Origin of the sequence: Streptomyces sp. CWNU-52B, assembly GCF_047444975.1 — a bacterium.
In the GTDB taxonomy this organism is placed as follows: domain Bacteria; phylum Actinomycetota; class Actinomycetes; order Streptomycetales; family Streptomycetaceae; genus Streptomyces.
The window spans coordinates 97,487-113,243 of record NZ_JBLFJV010000046.1; the positions used below are offsets into that span (position 1 = coordinate 97,487).

Annotated in this window: 12 protein-coding genes and 1 pseudogene; 11 read left to right on the plus strand and 2 right to left on the minus strand. The window is 70.1% G+C overall.

The features are described from left to right. Positions 1–112 precede the first annotated feature (112 nt). Together ACLVWQ_RS31205 and ACLVWQ_RS31210 are read right to left on the minus strand one after the other, a co-directional pair. Entirely contained in the window at positions 113–1,060 is a 948-nt protein-coding gene (locus tag ACLVWQ_RS31205) for a hypothetical protein (protein ID WP_414112590.1), read from the minus strand. 495 nt (positions 1,061–1,555) lie between these two features. Next, positions 1,556–1,750 carry a hypothetical protein gene (locus ACLVWQ_RS31210; protein WP_414112591.1) on the minus strand — a complete coding sequence of 65 codons (195 nt, stop codon included), beginning with the start codon at positions 1,748–1,750 and terminating at the stop codon, positions 1,556–1,558. A 256-nt stretch (positions 1,751–2,006) separates the two neighbouring features. Here ACLVWQ_RS31210 and uvrC point away from each other — a divergent pair, with 256 nt between their 5' ends. The 11 genes and pseudogenes from uvrC to ACLVWQ_RS31265 all read left to right on the plus strand — a co-directional run. Next, complete coding sequence (gene uvrC, locus ACLVWQ_RS31215) at positions 2,007–4,139, plus strand: excinuclease ABC subunit UvrC (RefSeq protein ID WP_414112592.1); 2,133 nt, start codon at positions 2,007–2,009, stop codon at positions 4,137–4,139. After that, complete coding sequence (gene rapZ, locus ACLVWQ_RS31220; RefSeq protein ID WP_414112593.1) at positions 4,136–5,197, plus strand: RNase adapter RapZ; 1,062 nt, start codon at positions 4,136–4,138, stop codon at positions 5,195–5,197. The genes uvrC and rapZ overlap by 4 nt, the downstream gene beginning before the upstream one ends. Beyond that, a complete protein-coding gene (locus ACLVWQ_RS31225) occupies positions 5,194–6,261 on the plus strand; it encodes a gluconeogenesis factor YvcK family protein (protein ID WP_414112594.1) in 1,068 nt (355 codons plus the stop codon). Before rapZ ends, ACLVWQ_RS31225 begins: the two co-directional genes overlap by 4 nt. Then, the gene (whiA, locus tag ACLVWQ_RS31230) at positions 6,252–7,241 is read left to right on the plus strand and encodes a DNA-binding protein WhiA (RefSeq protein WP_414112595.1); all 990 of its coding nucleotides are present in this window, start codon (positions 6,252–6,254) and stop codon (positions 7,239–7,241) included. Before ACLVWQ_RS31225 ends, whiA begins: the two co-directional genes overlap by 10 nt. 453 nt (positions 7,242–7,694) lie before the next feature. Further along, positions 7,695–10,646, plus strand: a complete 2,952-nt coding sequence (locus ACLVWQ_RS31235; protein WP_414112596.1) for a M14 family zinc carboxypeptidase — start codon at positions 7,695–7,697, stop codon at positions 10,644–10,646. A gap of 191 nt (positions 10,647–10,837) precedes the next feature. Further along, a complete protein-coding gene (gap, locus tag ACLVWQ_RS31240) occupies positions 10,838–11,848 on the plus strand; it encodes a type I glyceraldehyde-3-phosphate dehydrogenase (protein ID WP_414112597.1) in 1,011 nt (336 codons plus the stop codon). Positions 11,849–11,979: 131 nt separating this feature from the next. After that, entirely contained in the window at positions 11,980–13,191 is a 1,212-nt protein-coding gene (locus ACLVWQ_RS31245; protein ID WP_414112598.1) for a phosphoglycerate kinase, read from the plus strand. 6 nt (positions 13,192–13,197) lie between these two features. Then, positions 13,198–13,974 carry a triose-phosphate isomerase gene (gene tpiA, locus ACLVWQ_RS31250; RefSeq protein ID WP_414112599.1) on the plus strand — a complete coding sequence of 259 codons (777 nt, stop codon included), beginning with the start codon at positions 13,198–13,200 and terminating at the stop codon, positions 13,972–13,974. 156 nt (positions 13,975–14,130) lie between these two features. Next, on the plus strand, positions 14,131–14,361 hold the full coding sequence (gene secG / locus ACLVWQ_RS31255) for a preprotein translocase subunit SecG (RefSeq protein WP_030358806.1): 231 nt from the start codon (positions 14,131–14,133) through the stop codon (positions 14,359–14,361). 235 nt (positions 14,362–14,596) lie between these two features. Next, positions 14,597–14,932: an RNA polymerase-binding protein RbpA gene (locus ACLVWQ_RS31260; protein WP_003957010.1), complete on the plus strand. Its 336-nt coding sequence runs from the start codon at positions 14,597–14,599 to the stop codon at positions 14,930–14,932. 293 nt (positions 14,933–15,225) lie between these two features. Next, positions 15,226–15,757 (plus strand): annotated as a pseudogene (locus ACLVWQ_RS31265) (glucose-6-phosphate isomerase); the annotation flags it as partial.

Genomic DNA, 15,757 nt, shown 5'->3' on the forward strand with positions numbered 1-15,757 from the left:
CTCCCCGGAACGGAATGCCCGCCCGCGAAAGTACCCCATCCGGCCGGAGACGTAAACGCTTACGCAAGCGTTTACGTCCTCGCGGCAGAGAGGCCCAGCCCCCTCATTCCCTTCACTCCCACTCCCACCCGATCCCCACGAGCCCCGAGCGCACCCGCTGCTCCACCATGTGGACCGACCGGTGGCGGTCGCTCAGCGTCAGTTCCTGGCGGCCGCTGCGGGGCGCCGCCGCCGAGTGCTGGCTGAACCGGTGGCAGCGCACGGGCAGCGCCCCCTCGGCGAACCGCACCTCCAGGGCGTACTGCCCGCCGGAGGAGCCGAACCCGCGGACGTACTCGCTGGACGCGTCGGCGGTGCCGTCCTCGACGCCGTAGCGGAACAGGAAGGTGTCGCCCGCCCGCAGCCGGGTGTCGAAGAGCAGCTCGGCCACGAGCACACCGGTCTCCTCGTGCCGGAGCACGCGTCCCGTGCGGCAGTTCTCCAGGGCGTGCACGGCCACGCGTTCCGGAGCGCAGCCGGGGTCGCCGTGGTGGACGGCCACATAGCGGTCGACGCCGTCCTGGTGGGCGCGCACGATGTGCTGGGAGTCGCGCCCCAGCAGCTCGCGGCGGGCGCCGATCCGTACCCGTTCGTGGAGGCCGAGGGCGAGTACGCCGCCGTCGAGCGGTGAGTCCAGCTCCGCCAGCAGCTTCTCCAGGGCTCCGGAGGCCTCGACCAGGGAGCGGTAGGAGCGGGCCGCGGGGCGCTCCGCGGCGGTGCACTCGTCCGCTGTCGTGAGCAGCCTGATCAGCGACTCGTCCGGCAGCTGGAGTATCTCCTCCAGGGCACGCACGGCCCGCAGCGACTCGGCGCGCTGCGGACGCCGGGCGCCCTGCTGCCAGTAACTCAGACTGGTCACGCCGACCTTGACCCCGTAGCGCGTCAGGTGGTGCTGCACGCGCTGCAGCGGCAGTCCGCGGGCGGTGATCGCGGCCCGCAGCGCGACATGGAAGGGGCCGCCCCGCAGAGCCGTCTCCAGTTCCGCCGTGGCGACGTCCGCGTGCTGTGTGCCGTGCCGCATACAGGGCCCTTTCTGTGAATGCTCACAACGGCTGGTCGGGCCGTTCGCACTGTTCCTGGGGGCCGTACGGTCGGCGAACGGGGGATGTTCACCGGCGTATGCCGTGGTGACCGGCCCAAGTAATCCCGCATTGAAGCCTGTTGACCAGGCGCGGACAACACCTCATGCGCAACTTCGCTGTCCGGAGGTTGTGCCACGTCCTCTGCCGGGAGGTGTCGTGGAGGTCGTCATGAGGCCGCCGCGGTGCTGTCACGCGGGCGGGTCCGACGGGTGATGCAGGCGGGGCGGGCGGCGAGAGCTTCCGGGCGGACGGCGGAGCTCCCGGGGCGGCGGGCGGCCCGGAGCGCAGGAGGTGAGGCGCGCTCCGGGAAGAGCCCTGGACGGCCCGCCCCGATGGCGCCCCGGCGACGTCTCGGCGACGTCCCGCACCCCGGGCCGCCGCACGGGCCGCCTGTATGGGCCGCAGGACGGCACGGGGTCACGGGGCCTACGGGATCAGGCGGCGGGGGTGTCCCCGTCGTGCTGGGCCGACCGCAGGCGCTTGGCGCGCACGATGTCGGGGTCGCGGGGGTCGAGGCCGGCCAGCAGGCCGTCGCCGTGACTCTCCTCGTCCTGGTACCGGCGGGCCCGGACCGACCGGCGTGTCTTCTCGATCCGTGTCTGGCGCATCATCCGCAGCCCTTCGGTCATCGACCCGACGCCCTTGTCCGGGGCGGCAGGTCCACCTGCATCCGCACTGGTACGAGCCTTGCCCCGAACTGTCTTCGTGTCGTCACGGCCAGCCCCCGAAAAGGGTTCCGGTCCACCACAATTGCCCACCTGGTGGCAGCCGTAACCGTCCGCGTACGGTCGGCTGTCGGTCGTGGCCCGGGAGGACGTGCCCCGGCAGGTCCGGAGCACCCCCGGAAATCCCGCGCTGTCACACCCCGCCAGTAGGGTGTGAGACATGGCCGACCCCTCCAGCTACCGCCCCAAGCCGGGACAGATCCCCGACTCGCCGGGGGTCTACAGATTCCGCGACGAGCACCGCCGGGTGATCTACGTCGGGAAGGCGAAGAGCCTGCGCCAGCGTCTGGCCAGCTACTTCCAGGACCTCTCCGGCCTCCACCCGCGTACGCGCACGATGGTCACCACGGCCGCGTCCGTGGAGTGGACCGTGGTGTCCACGGAGGTCGAGGCGCTCCAGCTGGAGTACTCCTGGATCAAGGAGTACGACCCCCGGTTCAACGTCAAGTACCGCGACGACAAGAGCTACCCGTACCTCGCGGTCACGATGAACGAGCAGTTCCCGCGCGTGCAGGTGATGCGCGGCCAGAAGAAGAAGGGTGTGCGCTACTTCGGTCCGTACGGGCACGCGTGGGCGATCCGCGACACCGTGGACCTCCTCCTGCGCGTCTTCCCGGTGCGGACGTGCTCCGCGGGCGTGTTCAGGAACGCCGAGCGGACGGGCCGGCCCTGTCTGCTCGGCTACATCGGCAAGTGCTCCGCGCCCTGCGTCGGGCGGGTCTCGCCCGAGGAGCACCGTGAACTCGCCGAGGAGTTCAGCGATTTCATGACCGGCCGCACGGGCACGTACATCCGTCGTCTGGAGCGGCAGATGACGGACGCGGCGGACGACATGGAGTACGAGCGCGCCGCCCGGCTCCGCGACGACATCGGCGCCCTCAAGAAGGCCATGGAGAAGAGCGCCGTCGTGCTCGCCGACGCGACGGACGCCGATCTGATCGCGCTCGCCGAGGACGAGCTGGAAGCCGCCGTGCAGATCTTCCACGTACGCGGCGGCCGGGTGCGCGGTCAGCGCGGCTGGGTCACGGACAAGGTCGAGGCGGTCACCACGGCGGGTCTGGTCGAGCACGCGCTCCAGCAGCTGTACGGAGAGGAGACCGGCGACTCCGTACCGAAGGAGGTGCTCGTCCCCGCGCTGCCCGACCCCGTGGAGCCCGTCCAGGAATGGCTCACCGAGCGCCGCGGGTCGAACGTGTCGCTGCGGATCCCGCAGCGCGGCGACAAGAAGGCCCTCATGGAGACGGTCCAGCGCAACGCGCTGCAGGCGCTCGGCCTCCACAAGACCAAGCGTGCCTCCGACCTGACGACCCGCTCCCGCGCGCTGGAGGAGATCGCCGAGGCCCTGGACCTGGACAGCGCGCCCCTGCGGGTCGAGTGCTACGACATCTCGCATCTCCAGGGTGACGACGTCGTGGCGTCGATGGTCGTCTTCGAGGACGGGCTGGCGCGCAAGAGCGAGTACCGGCGCTTCCAGATCAAGGGCTTCGAGGGCCAGGACGACGTCCGGTCCATGCACGAGGTGATCACCCGCCGCTTCAAGCGGTACCTGGGTGAGAAGGAGAAGACCGGTGAGTGGGCCGACGGCGAGAGCGATTCCGCCGCCGAACCCGCCGTCGACCCCACCGCTGGTCCCGCTGCCGGCCCCACCGCCGGTCTCGTCGAGGAGGACGGGCGGCCCAAGCGTTTCGCCTACCCGCCGCAGCTGGTCGTCGTCGACGGCGGGCAGCCGCAGGTGGCGGCCGCCCAGCGGGCCCTGGACGAGCTGGGCATCGACGACATCGCCGTCTGCGGCCTCGCCAAGCGCCTCGAAGAGGTCTGGCTGCCCGGCGACGACGACCCGGTGGTGCTGCCACGTACCAGTGAAGGGCTCTATCTTCTTCAGCGTGTGCGCGACGAGGCGCACCGCTTCGCGATCACCTACCAGCGCACGAAGCGGGCCCGGCGTTTCCGGGCGAGCCCGCTCGACGACGTGCCGGGCCTCGGTGAGACGCGAAAGCAGGCATTGATCAAGCATTTCGGTTCGGTGAAAAAGCTGCGATCCGCGACAATCGACCAGATCTGCGAGGTTCCCGGCATAGGCCGCAAGACGGCTGAGGCGATCGCCGTGGCCTTCGCGAAGGCGGCCCCGGTGGCTCCCGCCGTGAACACCGCCACCGGAGAGATCATGGAAGACGAGGACCACGTGGCGGACGAGGGCCACGTGGCGGACGCGGCACCCGGATCGGCGGCGGCTGCCGCAGGGGAGCCCGTGTCCGCGGGCGCCTCGGACGAGCGACGGGGGCAGGAGAGATGACCGAGCACGAGAAGGAAGAACCGGCGGAACGTCGTACGACGGACACCGGTCGTACGACGGACACCGAAGGGCCGCACGCGGCCACGGCCGGGGGACCGCGCACAGCCGGGCCCGAGGCCTCGCACAAGGCAGCACAGAAAGACGGAGCGGAAGTGAACACGGGCACGATCATCGAGACGGCCGGCGTCCCCGAGGTGACCATTCCGGAGCTGGTGATCATCTCCGGGATGTCGGGAGCCGGCCGGTCCACCGCGGCCAAGTGTCTGGAGGACCTCGGCTGGTTCGTCGTCGACAACCTGCCGCCCGCGCTGATCCCCACCATGGTGGAGCTCGGCGCCCGCTCGCAGGGGAACGTGGCGAGGATCGCGGTCGTCGTCGACGTCCGGGGCCGCCGCTTCTTCGACAATCTGCGCGAATCCCTCGCCGATCTGGAGACCAAGCACGTCACGCGCCGGATCGTCTTCCTGGAGTCGTCCGAGGACGCCCTGGTGCGCCGCTTCGAGTCGGTGCGCAGGCCGCACCCCCTCCAGGGCGACGGCCGCATCGTCGACGGCATCGCCGCAGAGCGCGAGCTGCTGCGGGAGCTGCGCGGCGACGCCGACCTGGTGATCGACACCTCCAGCCTGAACGTGCACGAACTGCGCGCCAAGATGGACGCCCAGTTCGCCGGGGAGGAGGAGCCCGAGCTGCGGGCCACCGTGATGTCCTTCGGCTTCAAGTACGGCCTGCCGGTCGACGCCGACCTGGTCGCGGACATGCGGTTCCTGCCCAACCCGCACTGGGTCCCGGAGCTGCGCCAGTACACCGGCCTCAACGAGGAGGTGGCCGCGTACGTCTTCAACCAGCCCGGCGCCAAGGAGTTCCTGGACCGGTACGCCGAACTGCTGCACCTCATCCGCACCGGCTATCGCCGTGAGGGCAAGCGCTATGTGACCGTCGCGGTCGGCTGTACCGGCGGCAAGCACCGCTCCGTCGCCATGTCGGAGAAGCTCGCCGCCCGTCTGGTGGCCGAGGGTGTGGAGACGGTCGTCGTCCACCGGGACATGGGTCGCGAATGACGGAACGTTCTCTGCGGCTGAGCCGGCTGCGGCGGGTCGGCGTCGAGGGCCGCGGCGGCAAGCCCGCCGAGGCCCGCGGCGCCAGGCCACGCCGCCGCGGTGCCCAGCCCAAGGTCGTCGCGCTGGGCGGGGGCATGGGCCTGTCCGCCTCCCTCACCGCCCTGCGCCGCATCACCGGCGACCTCACCGCGGTCGTCACGGTCGCCGACGACGGCGGCTCCAGCGGCCGTCTGCGCGACGAGCTGGGCGTACTGCCGCCCGGTGACCTGCGCAAGGCGCTGGCCGCGCTGTGCGGTGACGACGACTGGGGCCAGACCTGGGCCCGTGTCATCCAGCACCGCTTCCAGTCGCAGGGCGAACTGCACGAGCACGCGGTCGGCAATCTGCTGATCGTCGCCCTGTGGGAACAGCTCGGCGACCATGTGCAGGCCCTCGACCTGGTCGGCAGGCTGCTGGGCGCACACGGCCGGGTGCTGCCGATGTCCGCCGTGCCCCTGGAGCTCCAGGCGCTGGTCAAGGGCCACGACCCCGAGCGGCCCGAGGACGTGGACACCGTCCGGGGCCAGGCGAACGTGGCGCTCACCCCCGGCGAGGTGCAGTCCGTGCACCTCATGCCGCAGGACCCGCCGGCCGTGCCCGAGGCCGTCGCCGCGGTCCTCGACGCGGACTGGGTGGTCCTCGGGCCCGGTTCCTGGTTCTCCTCGGTGATCCCGCACCTGCTGGTGCCCGAGCTGCTCGACGCCCTCACCGAGACGAAGGCGCGCCGGATCCTCCCGCTGAACCTCGCTCCGCAGCCCGGAGAAACAGAAGGCTTCTCCCCGCAGCGTCATTTGGAGGTTTTGGGACGACACGCCCCTAAACTCGCATTGGACGTGGTGTTGGCCGACGAGGCCGCCGTGCCCGACCGCGAATCACTTTCCGATGCCGCCAAACGGTTCGGTGCCGCGGTCGAGCTGGCGCCCGTGGCCAGGACCGACGGCACTCCGAGGCACGACCCGGAGCTGTTGGCCGCCGCGTACGACCGTATTTTTCGGATGCATGGAAGGATCGGCCCATGGCGATGACGGCAGCGGTGAAGGACGAGATCTCCCGGCTTCCCGTCACCCGGACCTGCTGCAGAAAGGCGGAGGTTTCCGCCGTGCTGCGGTTCGCGGGCGGCCTTCACCTGGTGAGTGGCCGGATCGTGATCGAGGCGGAACTGGACACCGCGATGGCGGCACGACGGCTGAAGCGGGACATCCTGGAGATTTTCGGCCACAGTTCCGAACTGATCGTGATGGCGCCCGGCGGTCTTCGCCGCGGCTCCCGTTACGTCGTCCGGGTGGTCGCCGGGGGTGACCAGCTGGCCCGCCAGACCGGCCTCGTGGACGGCCGGGGCCGCCCGATCCGGGGGCTGCCGCCACAGGTGGTCTCGGGGGCCACCTGTGACGCCGAGGCGGCCTGGCGCGGGGCCTTCCTGTCCCACGGCTCGCTCACCGAGCCCGGCCGGTCCTCCTCGCTGGAGGTGACCTGCCCGGGTCCGGAGGCCGCGCTCGCGCTGGTCGGCGCCGCGCGGCGGCTGTCGATCGGCGCGAAGGCGCGTGAGGTGCGCGGGGTGGACCGGGTCGTCGTGCGCGACGGGGACGCCATCGGTGCGCTGCTGACCCGCCTCGGCGCGCACGAGTCCGTGCTGGCCTGGGAGGAGCGGCGGATGCGCCGTGAGGTCCGGGCCACCGCGAACCGCCTCGCCAACTTCGACGACGCCAATCTGCGCCGGTCGGCGCGGGCCGCGGTGGCCGCGGGGGCGCGGGTGCAGCGGGCGCTGGAGATCCTCGCGGACGAGGTCCCCGAGCACCTGGCGGCGGCCGGCCGCCTGCGTATGGAGCACAAGCAGGCCTCCTTGGAGGAGCTGGGTGCGCTGGCCGAGCCGCCGCTGACCAAGGACGCGGTGGCGGGGCGTATCCGCCGGCTGCTCGCGATGGCCGACAAGCGGGCGCAGGACCTCGGGATTCCGGGCACGGAGTCGACTCTGAGCGAGGAGATGGCGGACAACCTGGTGGGCTGAGGGCTCCGCCGGTTGGGCAGGTGGCGCGGAGGGCTCCGCCGGTTGGGCAGGGGGCGCGTGTGTGGTCGGCTGCGGGTTGTCTTGGGCTGGGTGCGCAGTTCCCCGCGCCCCTTGGTGGGTTTGGCTCAGGGCTGTCGGTTCGGGGGTGGCCGGGAGTTGTGCGGTGGTCGGCTGCGGGTCGTCTTGGGCTGGGTGCGCAGTTCCCCGCGCCCCTCGGTGGGTTTGGCTCAGGCTTGTTGGGCTGAGCGCGCAGTTTCCCGCGCTCCTGAGTAGCCCGGGGTGCGGGGAGCTGCGTGAGGAAGTCCCGCTCGCAGTCAACGCGCCCCCGTGCAGGTCCATTTGGGGGAATCCGTGTGGTGTTTTGCTGGCTTTGCGGTGCTCTTGACTTGACCATGAAGTGTCATGAGCCTGGCATCTGTTCGCCGCTGTGGCGAACCACCGCAAGGGGGGCTCATGAGACGAAGAGCGAGATCGATCCTCGCTGCCGGCGCACTCCTGCTCGGCGGAGTGGCCGTCGCGCCCATGGCACAGGCGGAACCGGGCGCCGCGGCCGATCCGGGCGCGGACGAGGTCAAGGTGTTCCGCGCGGACGTCACCGAGGAGCAGGTACCCCTGCTCCTCGCGGCCGGCCAGGACGGTCACGAGCTGGGCGAACGGGTACCGCGGAAGGGCACCGCCACGGTCGAGGTCTACCTCACCGACAAACAGGCCGAGCAGCTGGAGGACAAGGGCGTCGATCTCGCCGAGCACAAGCTGTCGGCCGCGGCACGCGCGCGCGTGGCGGCCGCCGGGGACGGCGTCTACCGGCCCTACAGCGGCACGGGCAACCTCCAGGAGGAGATCGTCAGGACGGGGCAGCAGCACCCGTCCCTGACGAAGGTCGTCTCCATCGGCAAGACCCTCCAGGGGCAGGACATCCTGGCCGTCAAGCTCACCAAGGGCGCCAAGAAGACCAAGGACGGCGCCAAGCCCTCCGTGCTGTACATGTCCAACCAGCACGCCCGGGAGTGGATCACGCCCGAGATGACCCGGCGCCTGATGCACCACTACCTGGACAACTACGGCAAGGACCAGCGGATCACCAAGCTCGTGGACTCCACCGAGCTGTGGTTCGTGCTGTCCGCCAACCCGGACGGCTACGACTGGACGTTCAAGCCCGAGGGCGACCGCCAGTGGCGCAAGAACCTGCGCGACGTCAACGGCGACGGGGCCCTGACGGTCGGCGACGGCATCGACCTCAACCGCAACTTCGCCTACAAGTGGGGCTACGACGACGAGGGCTCGTCCCCGTACCCGACCAGCCAGACCTACCGCGGCGCGAGCCCCGGCTCCGAGCCCGAGACCAAGGCGCTCGACGCCTTCGAGAAGCGCGTCGGCTTCGAGTACGGCATCAACTACCACTCCGCCGCCGAACTGCTCCTCTACGGGGTCGGCTGGCAGGTGGCGACCCCGAGCCCCGACGACGTGCTCTACAAGTCGCTCGCCGGAACGCCCGAGAACTCGGCGATCCCCGGCTACCGCCCGCAGGTCTCCTCCGAGCTCTACACGACCAACGGCGAGGCGGACGGACACGCGTCCAACGTCAACGGCACGGCGATGTTCACCCCCGAGATGTCCACCTGCCAGACCGCGTCGGACCTCGACCCGAACGACGCCTGGAACGCCGCGGACTGCGCGTCGGTCTTCACCTTCCCGGACGACGAGAAGCTGATCCAGCAGGAGTTCGAGAAGAACATCCCGTTCGCGCTCTCCGTCGCCGAGTCGGCGGCCAGGCCGGACCAGCCCAGGTCCTCGGTCGGCGTCGACGCCCCCGACTTCACCCCGGCCACCTTCACGACGTCGTACTCCCGCGGCGCCGACCAGGAGATCTCCGTGGTCGCCCGTGAGTCCGTACGCGACAAGGAGCTCAGGTACCGCGTCAACAAGGGACGTACGCACGACCAGGCGCTGAAGCACTGGAAGGGCGGCGAGACCTACGGCGGCGAGGACAACCTCTACTTCGACGAGTACCGCGCGTCGGTCGAGGACGGCGAGCCGGGCGACAAGGTCGAGGTCTGGTTCACCGGCGAGACCCGCGGCGGGAAGCCCACCTCCAGCGAGCACTTCACCTACACGGTCGCCGAGCGGCCGCGCGCCGACACGCTCGTCGTCGCGGAGGAGGGGGCGACGGCGACGCAGGCCCAGACCTACGTCGACGCCCTGAAGGCCAACGGCCGCAAGCCCCTCGTCTGGGACGTCACCGCCCAGGGCGCGCCCGACGCGCTCGGCGTCCTCGGCCACTTCGGGACGGTCGTCCACTACACCGGCGCCGACCGCCCCGGATACACCACCCAGCTGCAGCTGCGCTCGTATCTCAACGAGGGCGGCAAACTGATCGAGGCGGGCGAGCAGGCCGGCGGGCAGGTCGCGCTGCCGGGCGCCCTGACGAACGACTTCAGCCAGTACTACCTCGGCGCCTACTCCCGTACGACGACTCCGGGCGTCACGGCCTTCACCGGCTCGGGCAAGCTCGCGGGCGCCGCGGGACCGCTCGGCGACACGCCCGGCAATCCGCTGAACGCGGCGGGCGCCTACAGCGTCACCTCGGACACCCTGCCCGTCGAGACGTACCCGCAGTTCGCGAGTGCCGGCGCGGGTGCCTATCCGGGCACCGCCAACCCGTACGGCCCCTACGAGGGCGCGTCCATGGCGGCCGTCACGCACTCCGACTTCGCCTGGAACCGCCTCACCCGCACCATCGACCTCACCGGGGTGAGCGCGGCCGACGCGCCCGCCCTGCGTACGCAGCTCCTGTGGGACACCGAGGAGGGCTACGACCACGCGGTCCTGGAGGCGCACACCGCCGGGGCCGACGACTGGACCACGCTCCCCGACAAGGGCGGCGCCACCGGCACCGCGGTGCCCACCGAGTGCGAGGCCGGGTTCTTCATCCAGGGACAGCCCGCCCTCACCCGCTATCTGACCCGGAACGACAGCGGCTGCGTGCCGACCGGCACGAGCGGCTCCTGGAACAGCTTCACCGGGGCCTCCGACGGCTGGCAGCAGGTCGAGTTCGACCTGTCCGCGTACGCCGGGAAGACCGTGGAGGTGTCGCTGAGCTACATCACCGACCCCGGTACCGGCGGACACGGTGTCCTCGCCGACAACGCCTCCGTCGTGATCGGCGGCACGGCCGTCGAGACGGAGGGCTTCGAGACGTCGCTGGGCGCCTGGAGCGTCCCGGGGCCGCCCGCGGGCAGCCCCGCCGTCGTCCAGGACTGGGGCCTGTCGGGCGAGCTCTTCAAGACGTACGGAGCGGTCACCACGCGTGACACCGTGCTCCTCGGCTTCGGCCTGGAGCACGTCACCGCGGCGGCCGACCGCACGGCCCTGCTGGGCAAGGCGCTGGCGGCCCTGCGCGGCTGACGCGGCCGAACGGGTGAGCCGGCCCGGGGCGGTCCGTACCCCTACTGGCGGGTACGGGCCGCCCTGCCGTGTATGGGGCGTCTCGATGTCACCCCGGGGGCCTCAGGGAGGTAGGGTCGTAGGCGGTCGGGGACATCCCATACAACTCGCCGGCGTCCAACAGCCGGCGTACCTAACGAGGAGATCGGTTCGTGACGATCCGCGTAGGCATCAACGGCTTTGGCCGCATCGGTCGTAACTACTTCCGCGCGCTGCTGGAGCAGGGTGCTGACATCGAGATCGTGGCTGTCAACGACCTGGGTGACACCGCGACCACCGCTCATCTGCTCAAATACGACACCATTCTGGGCCGGCTCAAGGCCGAGGTGTCCCACACCGCCGACACGATCACCGTCGACGGGCACACCATCAAGGTGCTCTCGGAGCGCAACCCCGCCGACATCCCGTGGGGCGACCTCGGCGTCGACATCGTCATCGAGTCGACCGGCATCTTCACCAAGAAGGCCGACGCCGAGAAGCACATCGCGGGCGGCGCCAAGAAGGTCCTCATCTCGGCTCCGGCCAAGGACGAGGACATCACCATCGTGATGGGCGTCAACCAGGACAAGTACGAGGCGGCCAACCACCACGTCATCTCCAACGCCTCCTGCACCACCAACTGTGTGGCGCCGATGGCCAAGGTCCTCGACGAGAACTTCGGCATCGTCAAGGGCCTGATGACGACGGTGCACGCGTACACGAACGACCAGCGGATCCTGGACTTCCCGCACTCGGACCTGCGCCGCGCCCGCGCCGCCGCCGAGAACATCATCCCGACCACCACGGGTGCCGCCAAGGCCACCGCGCTGGTCCTCCCGCAGCTCAAGGGCAAGCTCGACGGCATCGCGATGCGCGTGCCGGTCCCGACCGGGTCGGCCACCGACCTCGTCGTGACGCTGCAGCGCGAGGTCACCAAGGACGAGGTCAACGCCGCGTTCAAGAAGGCCTCCGACGACGGCGACCTCAAGGGTTTCCTGACCTACACCGAGGACCCGATCGTCTCCTCCGACATCGTCGGCGACCCGGCCTCCTGCACCTTCGACTCGTCCCTGACCATGGTCCAGGACGGCACGTCGGTGAAGATCCTCGGCTGGTACGACAACGAGTGGGGCTACTCCAACCGCCTCGTCGACCTCACGGTCTTCGTCGGCGAGCAGCTCTAGGTCCCAGAAGCAAGGCACTCGATGTGAGCACAGGGCTCGGGCAGCGCACCGCCGCGCATCCCGGGCCCTGTGGCACGTGCTGATCGACCGGCCCTCTCTCGGACACAAGAGCCCTCCCTAGGAGTCCACTTATGAAGACGATCGACGAACTTCTCGCCGAAGGGGTCGACGGCAAGCGGGTCTTCGTGCGCGCCGACCTGAACGTGCCGCTGGCCGACGGCCGCATCACCGACGACGGCCGCATCCGCGCCGTCCTGCCGACCGTGAAGGCCCTCGCCGGAGCCGGCGCCAAGGTGGTCGTCGCCTCGCACCTGGGCCGCCCCAAGGGCGCCCCGGACCCCGCCTTCTCGCTCCTGCCGGCCGCCGAGCGGCTCGGTGAACTCCTCGACGCGCCCGTCGCGTTCGCCCAGGACACCGTCGGCCCCGCCGCCCACGACGCCGTGAACGGGCTGCAGCCCGGCCAGGTGGCCGTCGTGGAGAACCTGCGCTTCAACGCGGGCGAGACGTCCAAGGACGACACCGAGCGCGGCGAGTTCGCCGATCAGCTGGCCGCCCTGGCCGATGTCTACGTGGGCGACGGCTTCGGTGCCGTGCACCGCAAGCACGCCTCCGTCTTCGACCTCCCGGCGCGCCTGCCGCACTACGCGGGCTACCTCATCGCCACCGAGGTCGGCGTCCTGAAGAAGCTCACCGAGGACGTGCAGCGCCCCTACGTGGTCGCCCTCGGCGGTTCCAAGGTCTCCGACAAGCTCGCCGTCATCGACCAGCTGCTCGGCAAGGCCGACAAGCTGCTCATCGGCGGCGGCATGGCCTTCACCTTCCTCAAGGCCAAGGGGTACGAGGTCGGTGTCTCGCTCCTCCAGGAGGACCAGATCCCGGTCGTCAAGGAGTACATCGAGCGCGCGGAGAAGAACGGCGTCGAGCTGGTCCTTCCCGTCGACGTCGTGGTCGGCCCCGCGTTCCCGGACCTGAAGACCAAGGCTCCGGCCGGTTCCACCACCGTCGCCGCGGACGCCGTCCCGGCCGACCGGATGGGCCTGGACATCGGTCCGGAGTCCGACAAGCTGTACGCCTCGAAACTCACCGACGCGGCCACCGTCTTCTGGAACGGTCCGATGGGCGTCTTCGAGCACCCCGAGTATGCCGAGGGCACCAAAGCGGTCGCCCAGGCGCTTCTCGACTCCCGGGCCTTCACGGTCGTCGGCGGTGGCGACTCCGCCGCGGCCGTCCGCATCCTGGGCTTCGACGAGAACGCATTCGGCCACATCTCGACCGGTGGCGGCGCCTCCCTCGAATACCTCGAGGGCAAGACGCTGCCCGGTCTCGCCGCACTGGAGGACTGACCCCGTATGACCACTCGCACGCCGCTGATGGCGGGCAACTGGAAGATGAACCTCAACCACCTCGAGGCCATCGCCCACGTCCAGAAGCTCGCTTTCGCCCTGGCCGACAAGGACTACGACGCCTGTGAGGTGGCGGTCCTGCCGCCCTTCACGGACCTGCGTTCGGTACAGACCCTGGTCGACGGCGACAAGCTCAAGATCAAGTACGGCGCCCAGGACCTCTCGGCGCACGACTCCGGTGCCTACACCGGCGAGATCTCCGGCTCGATGCTGGCCAAGCTCAAGTGCACGTACGTGGCGATCGGCCACTCCGAGCGCCGCCAGTACCACGCCGAGACCGACGAGATCGTCAACGCCAAGGTGAAGGCCGCCCACAAGCACGGCCTCACCCCGATCCTGTGCGTCGGCGAGGAGCTGGAGGTCCGCGAGGCGGGCAACCACGTCAGCCACACGCTCGCCCAGGTCGAGGGCGGTCTCAAGGACGTCCCCGCCGAGCAGGCCGAGTCGATCGTCATCGCGTACGAGCCCGTCTGGGCCATCGGCACCGGCAAGGTCTGCGGCGCCGACGACGCCCAGGAGGTCTGCGCGGCGATCCGCGGCAAGGTCGCCGAGCTGTACTCGCAGGACGTGGCCGACGCCGTCCGTATCCAGTACGGCGGCTCGGTGAAGTCCGGCAACGTCGCGGAGATCATGTCGAAGCCCGACATCGACGGTGCCCTGGTCGGCGGCGCCGCCCTGGACGCCGACGACTTCGTCAAGATCGTCCGGTTCCGCGACCAGTAGGCCGCCCTTCGGATGCGCTCGGCGGGACAGGTCCCGGCCGAGAGTAGGCGGTAGCGGCGTTACGTCGTACCCTTGCGGGGGCCGGGCGGCTTCGTACCCGAAGCACCGGCCCCCGTCGTTTCGTCCAAGTGCGAGGAAGTTGGTCCAGCCGTGGTTATGGGGTTCTCGATCGCCCTGATCGTCTTCAGCCTGTTGCTGATGCTGCTGGTGCTGATGCACAAGGGGAAGGGCGGCGGCCTGTCCGACATGTTCGGTGGCGGCATGCAGTCGTCCGTCGGCGGATCCTCGGTCGCCGAGCGCAACCTCGACCGCATCACCGTGGTGGTCGGTCTGCTGTGGTTCGCCTCCATCGTGGTGCTGGGCATCCTGATGAAGGTCAACAACTGATCCCGGCCGAAACCGGCACCACAGCACACACGCACATTACGCAAGCACATTCCGCACGTAAGGCCCCATGTCCGGTACGCGCCCGCAGGCGCGGCCTATCATGGGGCTTGCGTCTGTGCGCGGGGGTGTAACTCCTATCACTGGACGCGCGTTGGGCCTTACGTAGACTGAGGCGCCCGCAGCGAAGCGTCACGCCGACTCGCTTCGCGGCACCATCACGCAGGGAGTTACGACCGTGGCAAGTGGCAACGCGATCCGAGGAAGCCGGGTCGGGGCGGGGCCGATGGGCGAGGCCGAGCGTGGCGAGTCCGCGCCCCGGCTGCGCATCTCCTTCTGGTGCTCCAACGGGCACGAGACGCAGCCCAGCTTCGCCAGCGACGCGCAGGTCCCCGACACCTGGGACTGCCCCCGCTGCGGCTTTCCCGCCGGACAGGACCGGGACAACCCGCCGGACCCGCCGCGCACCGAGCCGTACAAGACGCACCTCGCGTACGTACGGGAGCGGCGCAGCGACGCGGACGGCGAGGCGATCCTCGCCGAGGCGCTCGCCAAACTGCGGGGCGAGATCTAGGACTTCAGAACCGGCCGGACACCTCAGGGTGCCCGGCCGGACCTGTCTTGTGCGCGGACATATTTTCCGCAGAGGCGTATTTCTCGTACGCCCGGGACCGCACAGTGCCACGGCTCATTGTCAGTGGTGCCCTCTACGGTTCTCGGAGTGACGGAATCGTGTGGGGCGGACGTATCTGTTGTTGAGCCGGATGACCGTGGGACGACAGCTCACGGCACACCCTGATCAATTAGGTTGGGACCGGTAGCGGGGCAAGGTACGCAGCACAGGCAGGAAAGAGGCGGAAGTCCGAGATGAACGCAGAAAGCCGTACCAGGCTCGACCAGACACCCGAGTGGACCGCTCTGGCCGAGCACCGGGAGGAGCTCGCCGAGACGCATCTGCGCGAGCTGTTCGACCGGACACCGGGACGCGGCGCCGCATACACCCTCCAGGTCGGCGATCTGCACGTCGACTACTCCAAGCACCTGGTCACCGACCGGACGCTGGGCCTGCTGCGTGAGCTGGCCACGGCGACGGACGTGTTCGGCCTGCGCGACGCGATGTTCCGCGGTGAGCGGATCAACGTCACCGAGGACCGGGCGGTGCTGCACACCGCGCTGCGCGCCCCGCGGGACGCGGTCGTCGAGGTCGACGGCGAGAACGTCGTGCCGAAGGTGCACGCGGTGCTCGACAAGATGGCCGGCTTCGCCGAGCGCGTCCGTTCGGGTGAGTGGACCGGGTACACCGGCAAGCGCATCAAGAACGTGGTCAACATCGGTATCGGGGGCTCCGACCTGGGCCCGGCGATGGCGTACGAGGCGCTGCGCGCCTTCACCGACCGGG

What these genes read in the sequence shown, in the direction of transcription:
- ACLVWQ_RS31205 (WP_414112590.1), bottom strand. Translation starts at nt 1,060, where the DNA reads ATGCGGCACGGCACACAGCACGCGGACGTCGCCACGGCGGAACTGGAG.
- ACLVWQ_RS31210 (WP_414112591.1), bottom strand. Translation starts at nt 1,750, where the DNA reads ATGACCGAAGGGCTGCGGATGATGCGCCAGACACGGATCGAGAAGACA.
- uvrC (WP_414112592.1), top strand. Translation starts at nt 2,007, where the DNA reads ATGGCCGACCCCTCCAGCTACCGCCCCAAGCCGGGACAGATCCCCGAC.
- rapZ (WP_414112593.1), top strand. Translation starts at nt 4,136, where the DNA reads ATGACCGAGCACGAGAAGGAAGAACCGGCGGAACGTCGTACGACGGAC.
- ACLVWQ_RS31225 (WP_414112594.1), top strand. Translation starts at nt 5,194, where the DNA reads ATGACGGAACGTTCTCTGCGGCTGAGCCGGCTGCGGCGGGTCGGCGTC.
- whiA (WP_414112595.1), top strand. Translation starts at nt 6,252, where the DNA reads ATGGCGATGACGGCAGCGGTGAAGGACGAGATCTCCCGGCTTCCCGTC.
- ACLVWQ_RS31235 (WP_414112596.1), top strand. Translation starts at nt 7,695, where the DNA reads ATGAGACGAAGAGCGAGATCGATCCTCGCTGCCGGCGCACTCCTGCTC.
- ACLVWQ_RS31245 (WP_414112598.1), top strand. Translation starts at nt 11,980, where the DNA reads ATGAAGACGATCGACGAACTTCTCGCCGAAGGGGTCGACGGCAAGCGG.
- tpiA (WP_414112599.1), top strand. Translation starts at nt 13,198, where the DNA reads ATGACCACTCGCACGCCGCTGATGGCGGGCAACTGGAAGATGAACCTC.
- secG (WP_030358806.1), top strand. Translation starts at nt 14,131, where the DNA reads ATGGGGTTCTCGATCGCCCTGATCGTCTTCAGCCTGTTGCTGATGCTG.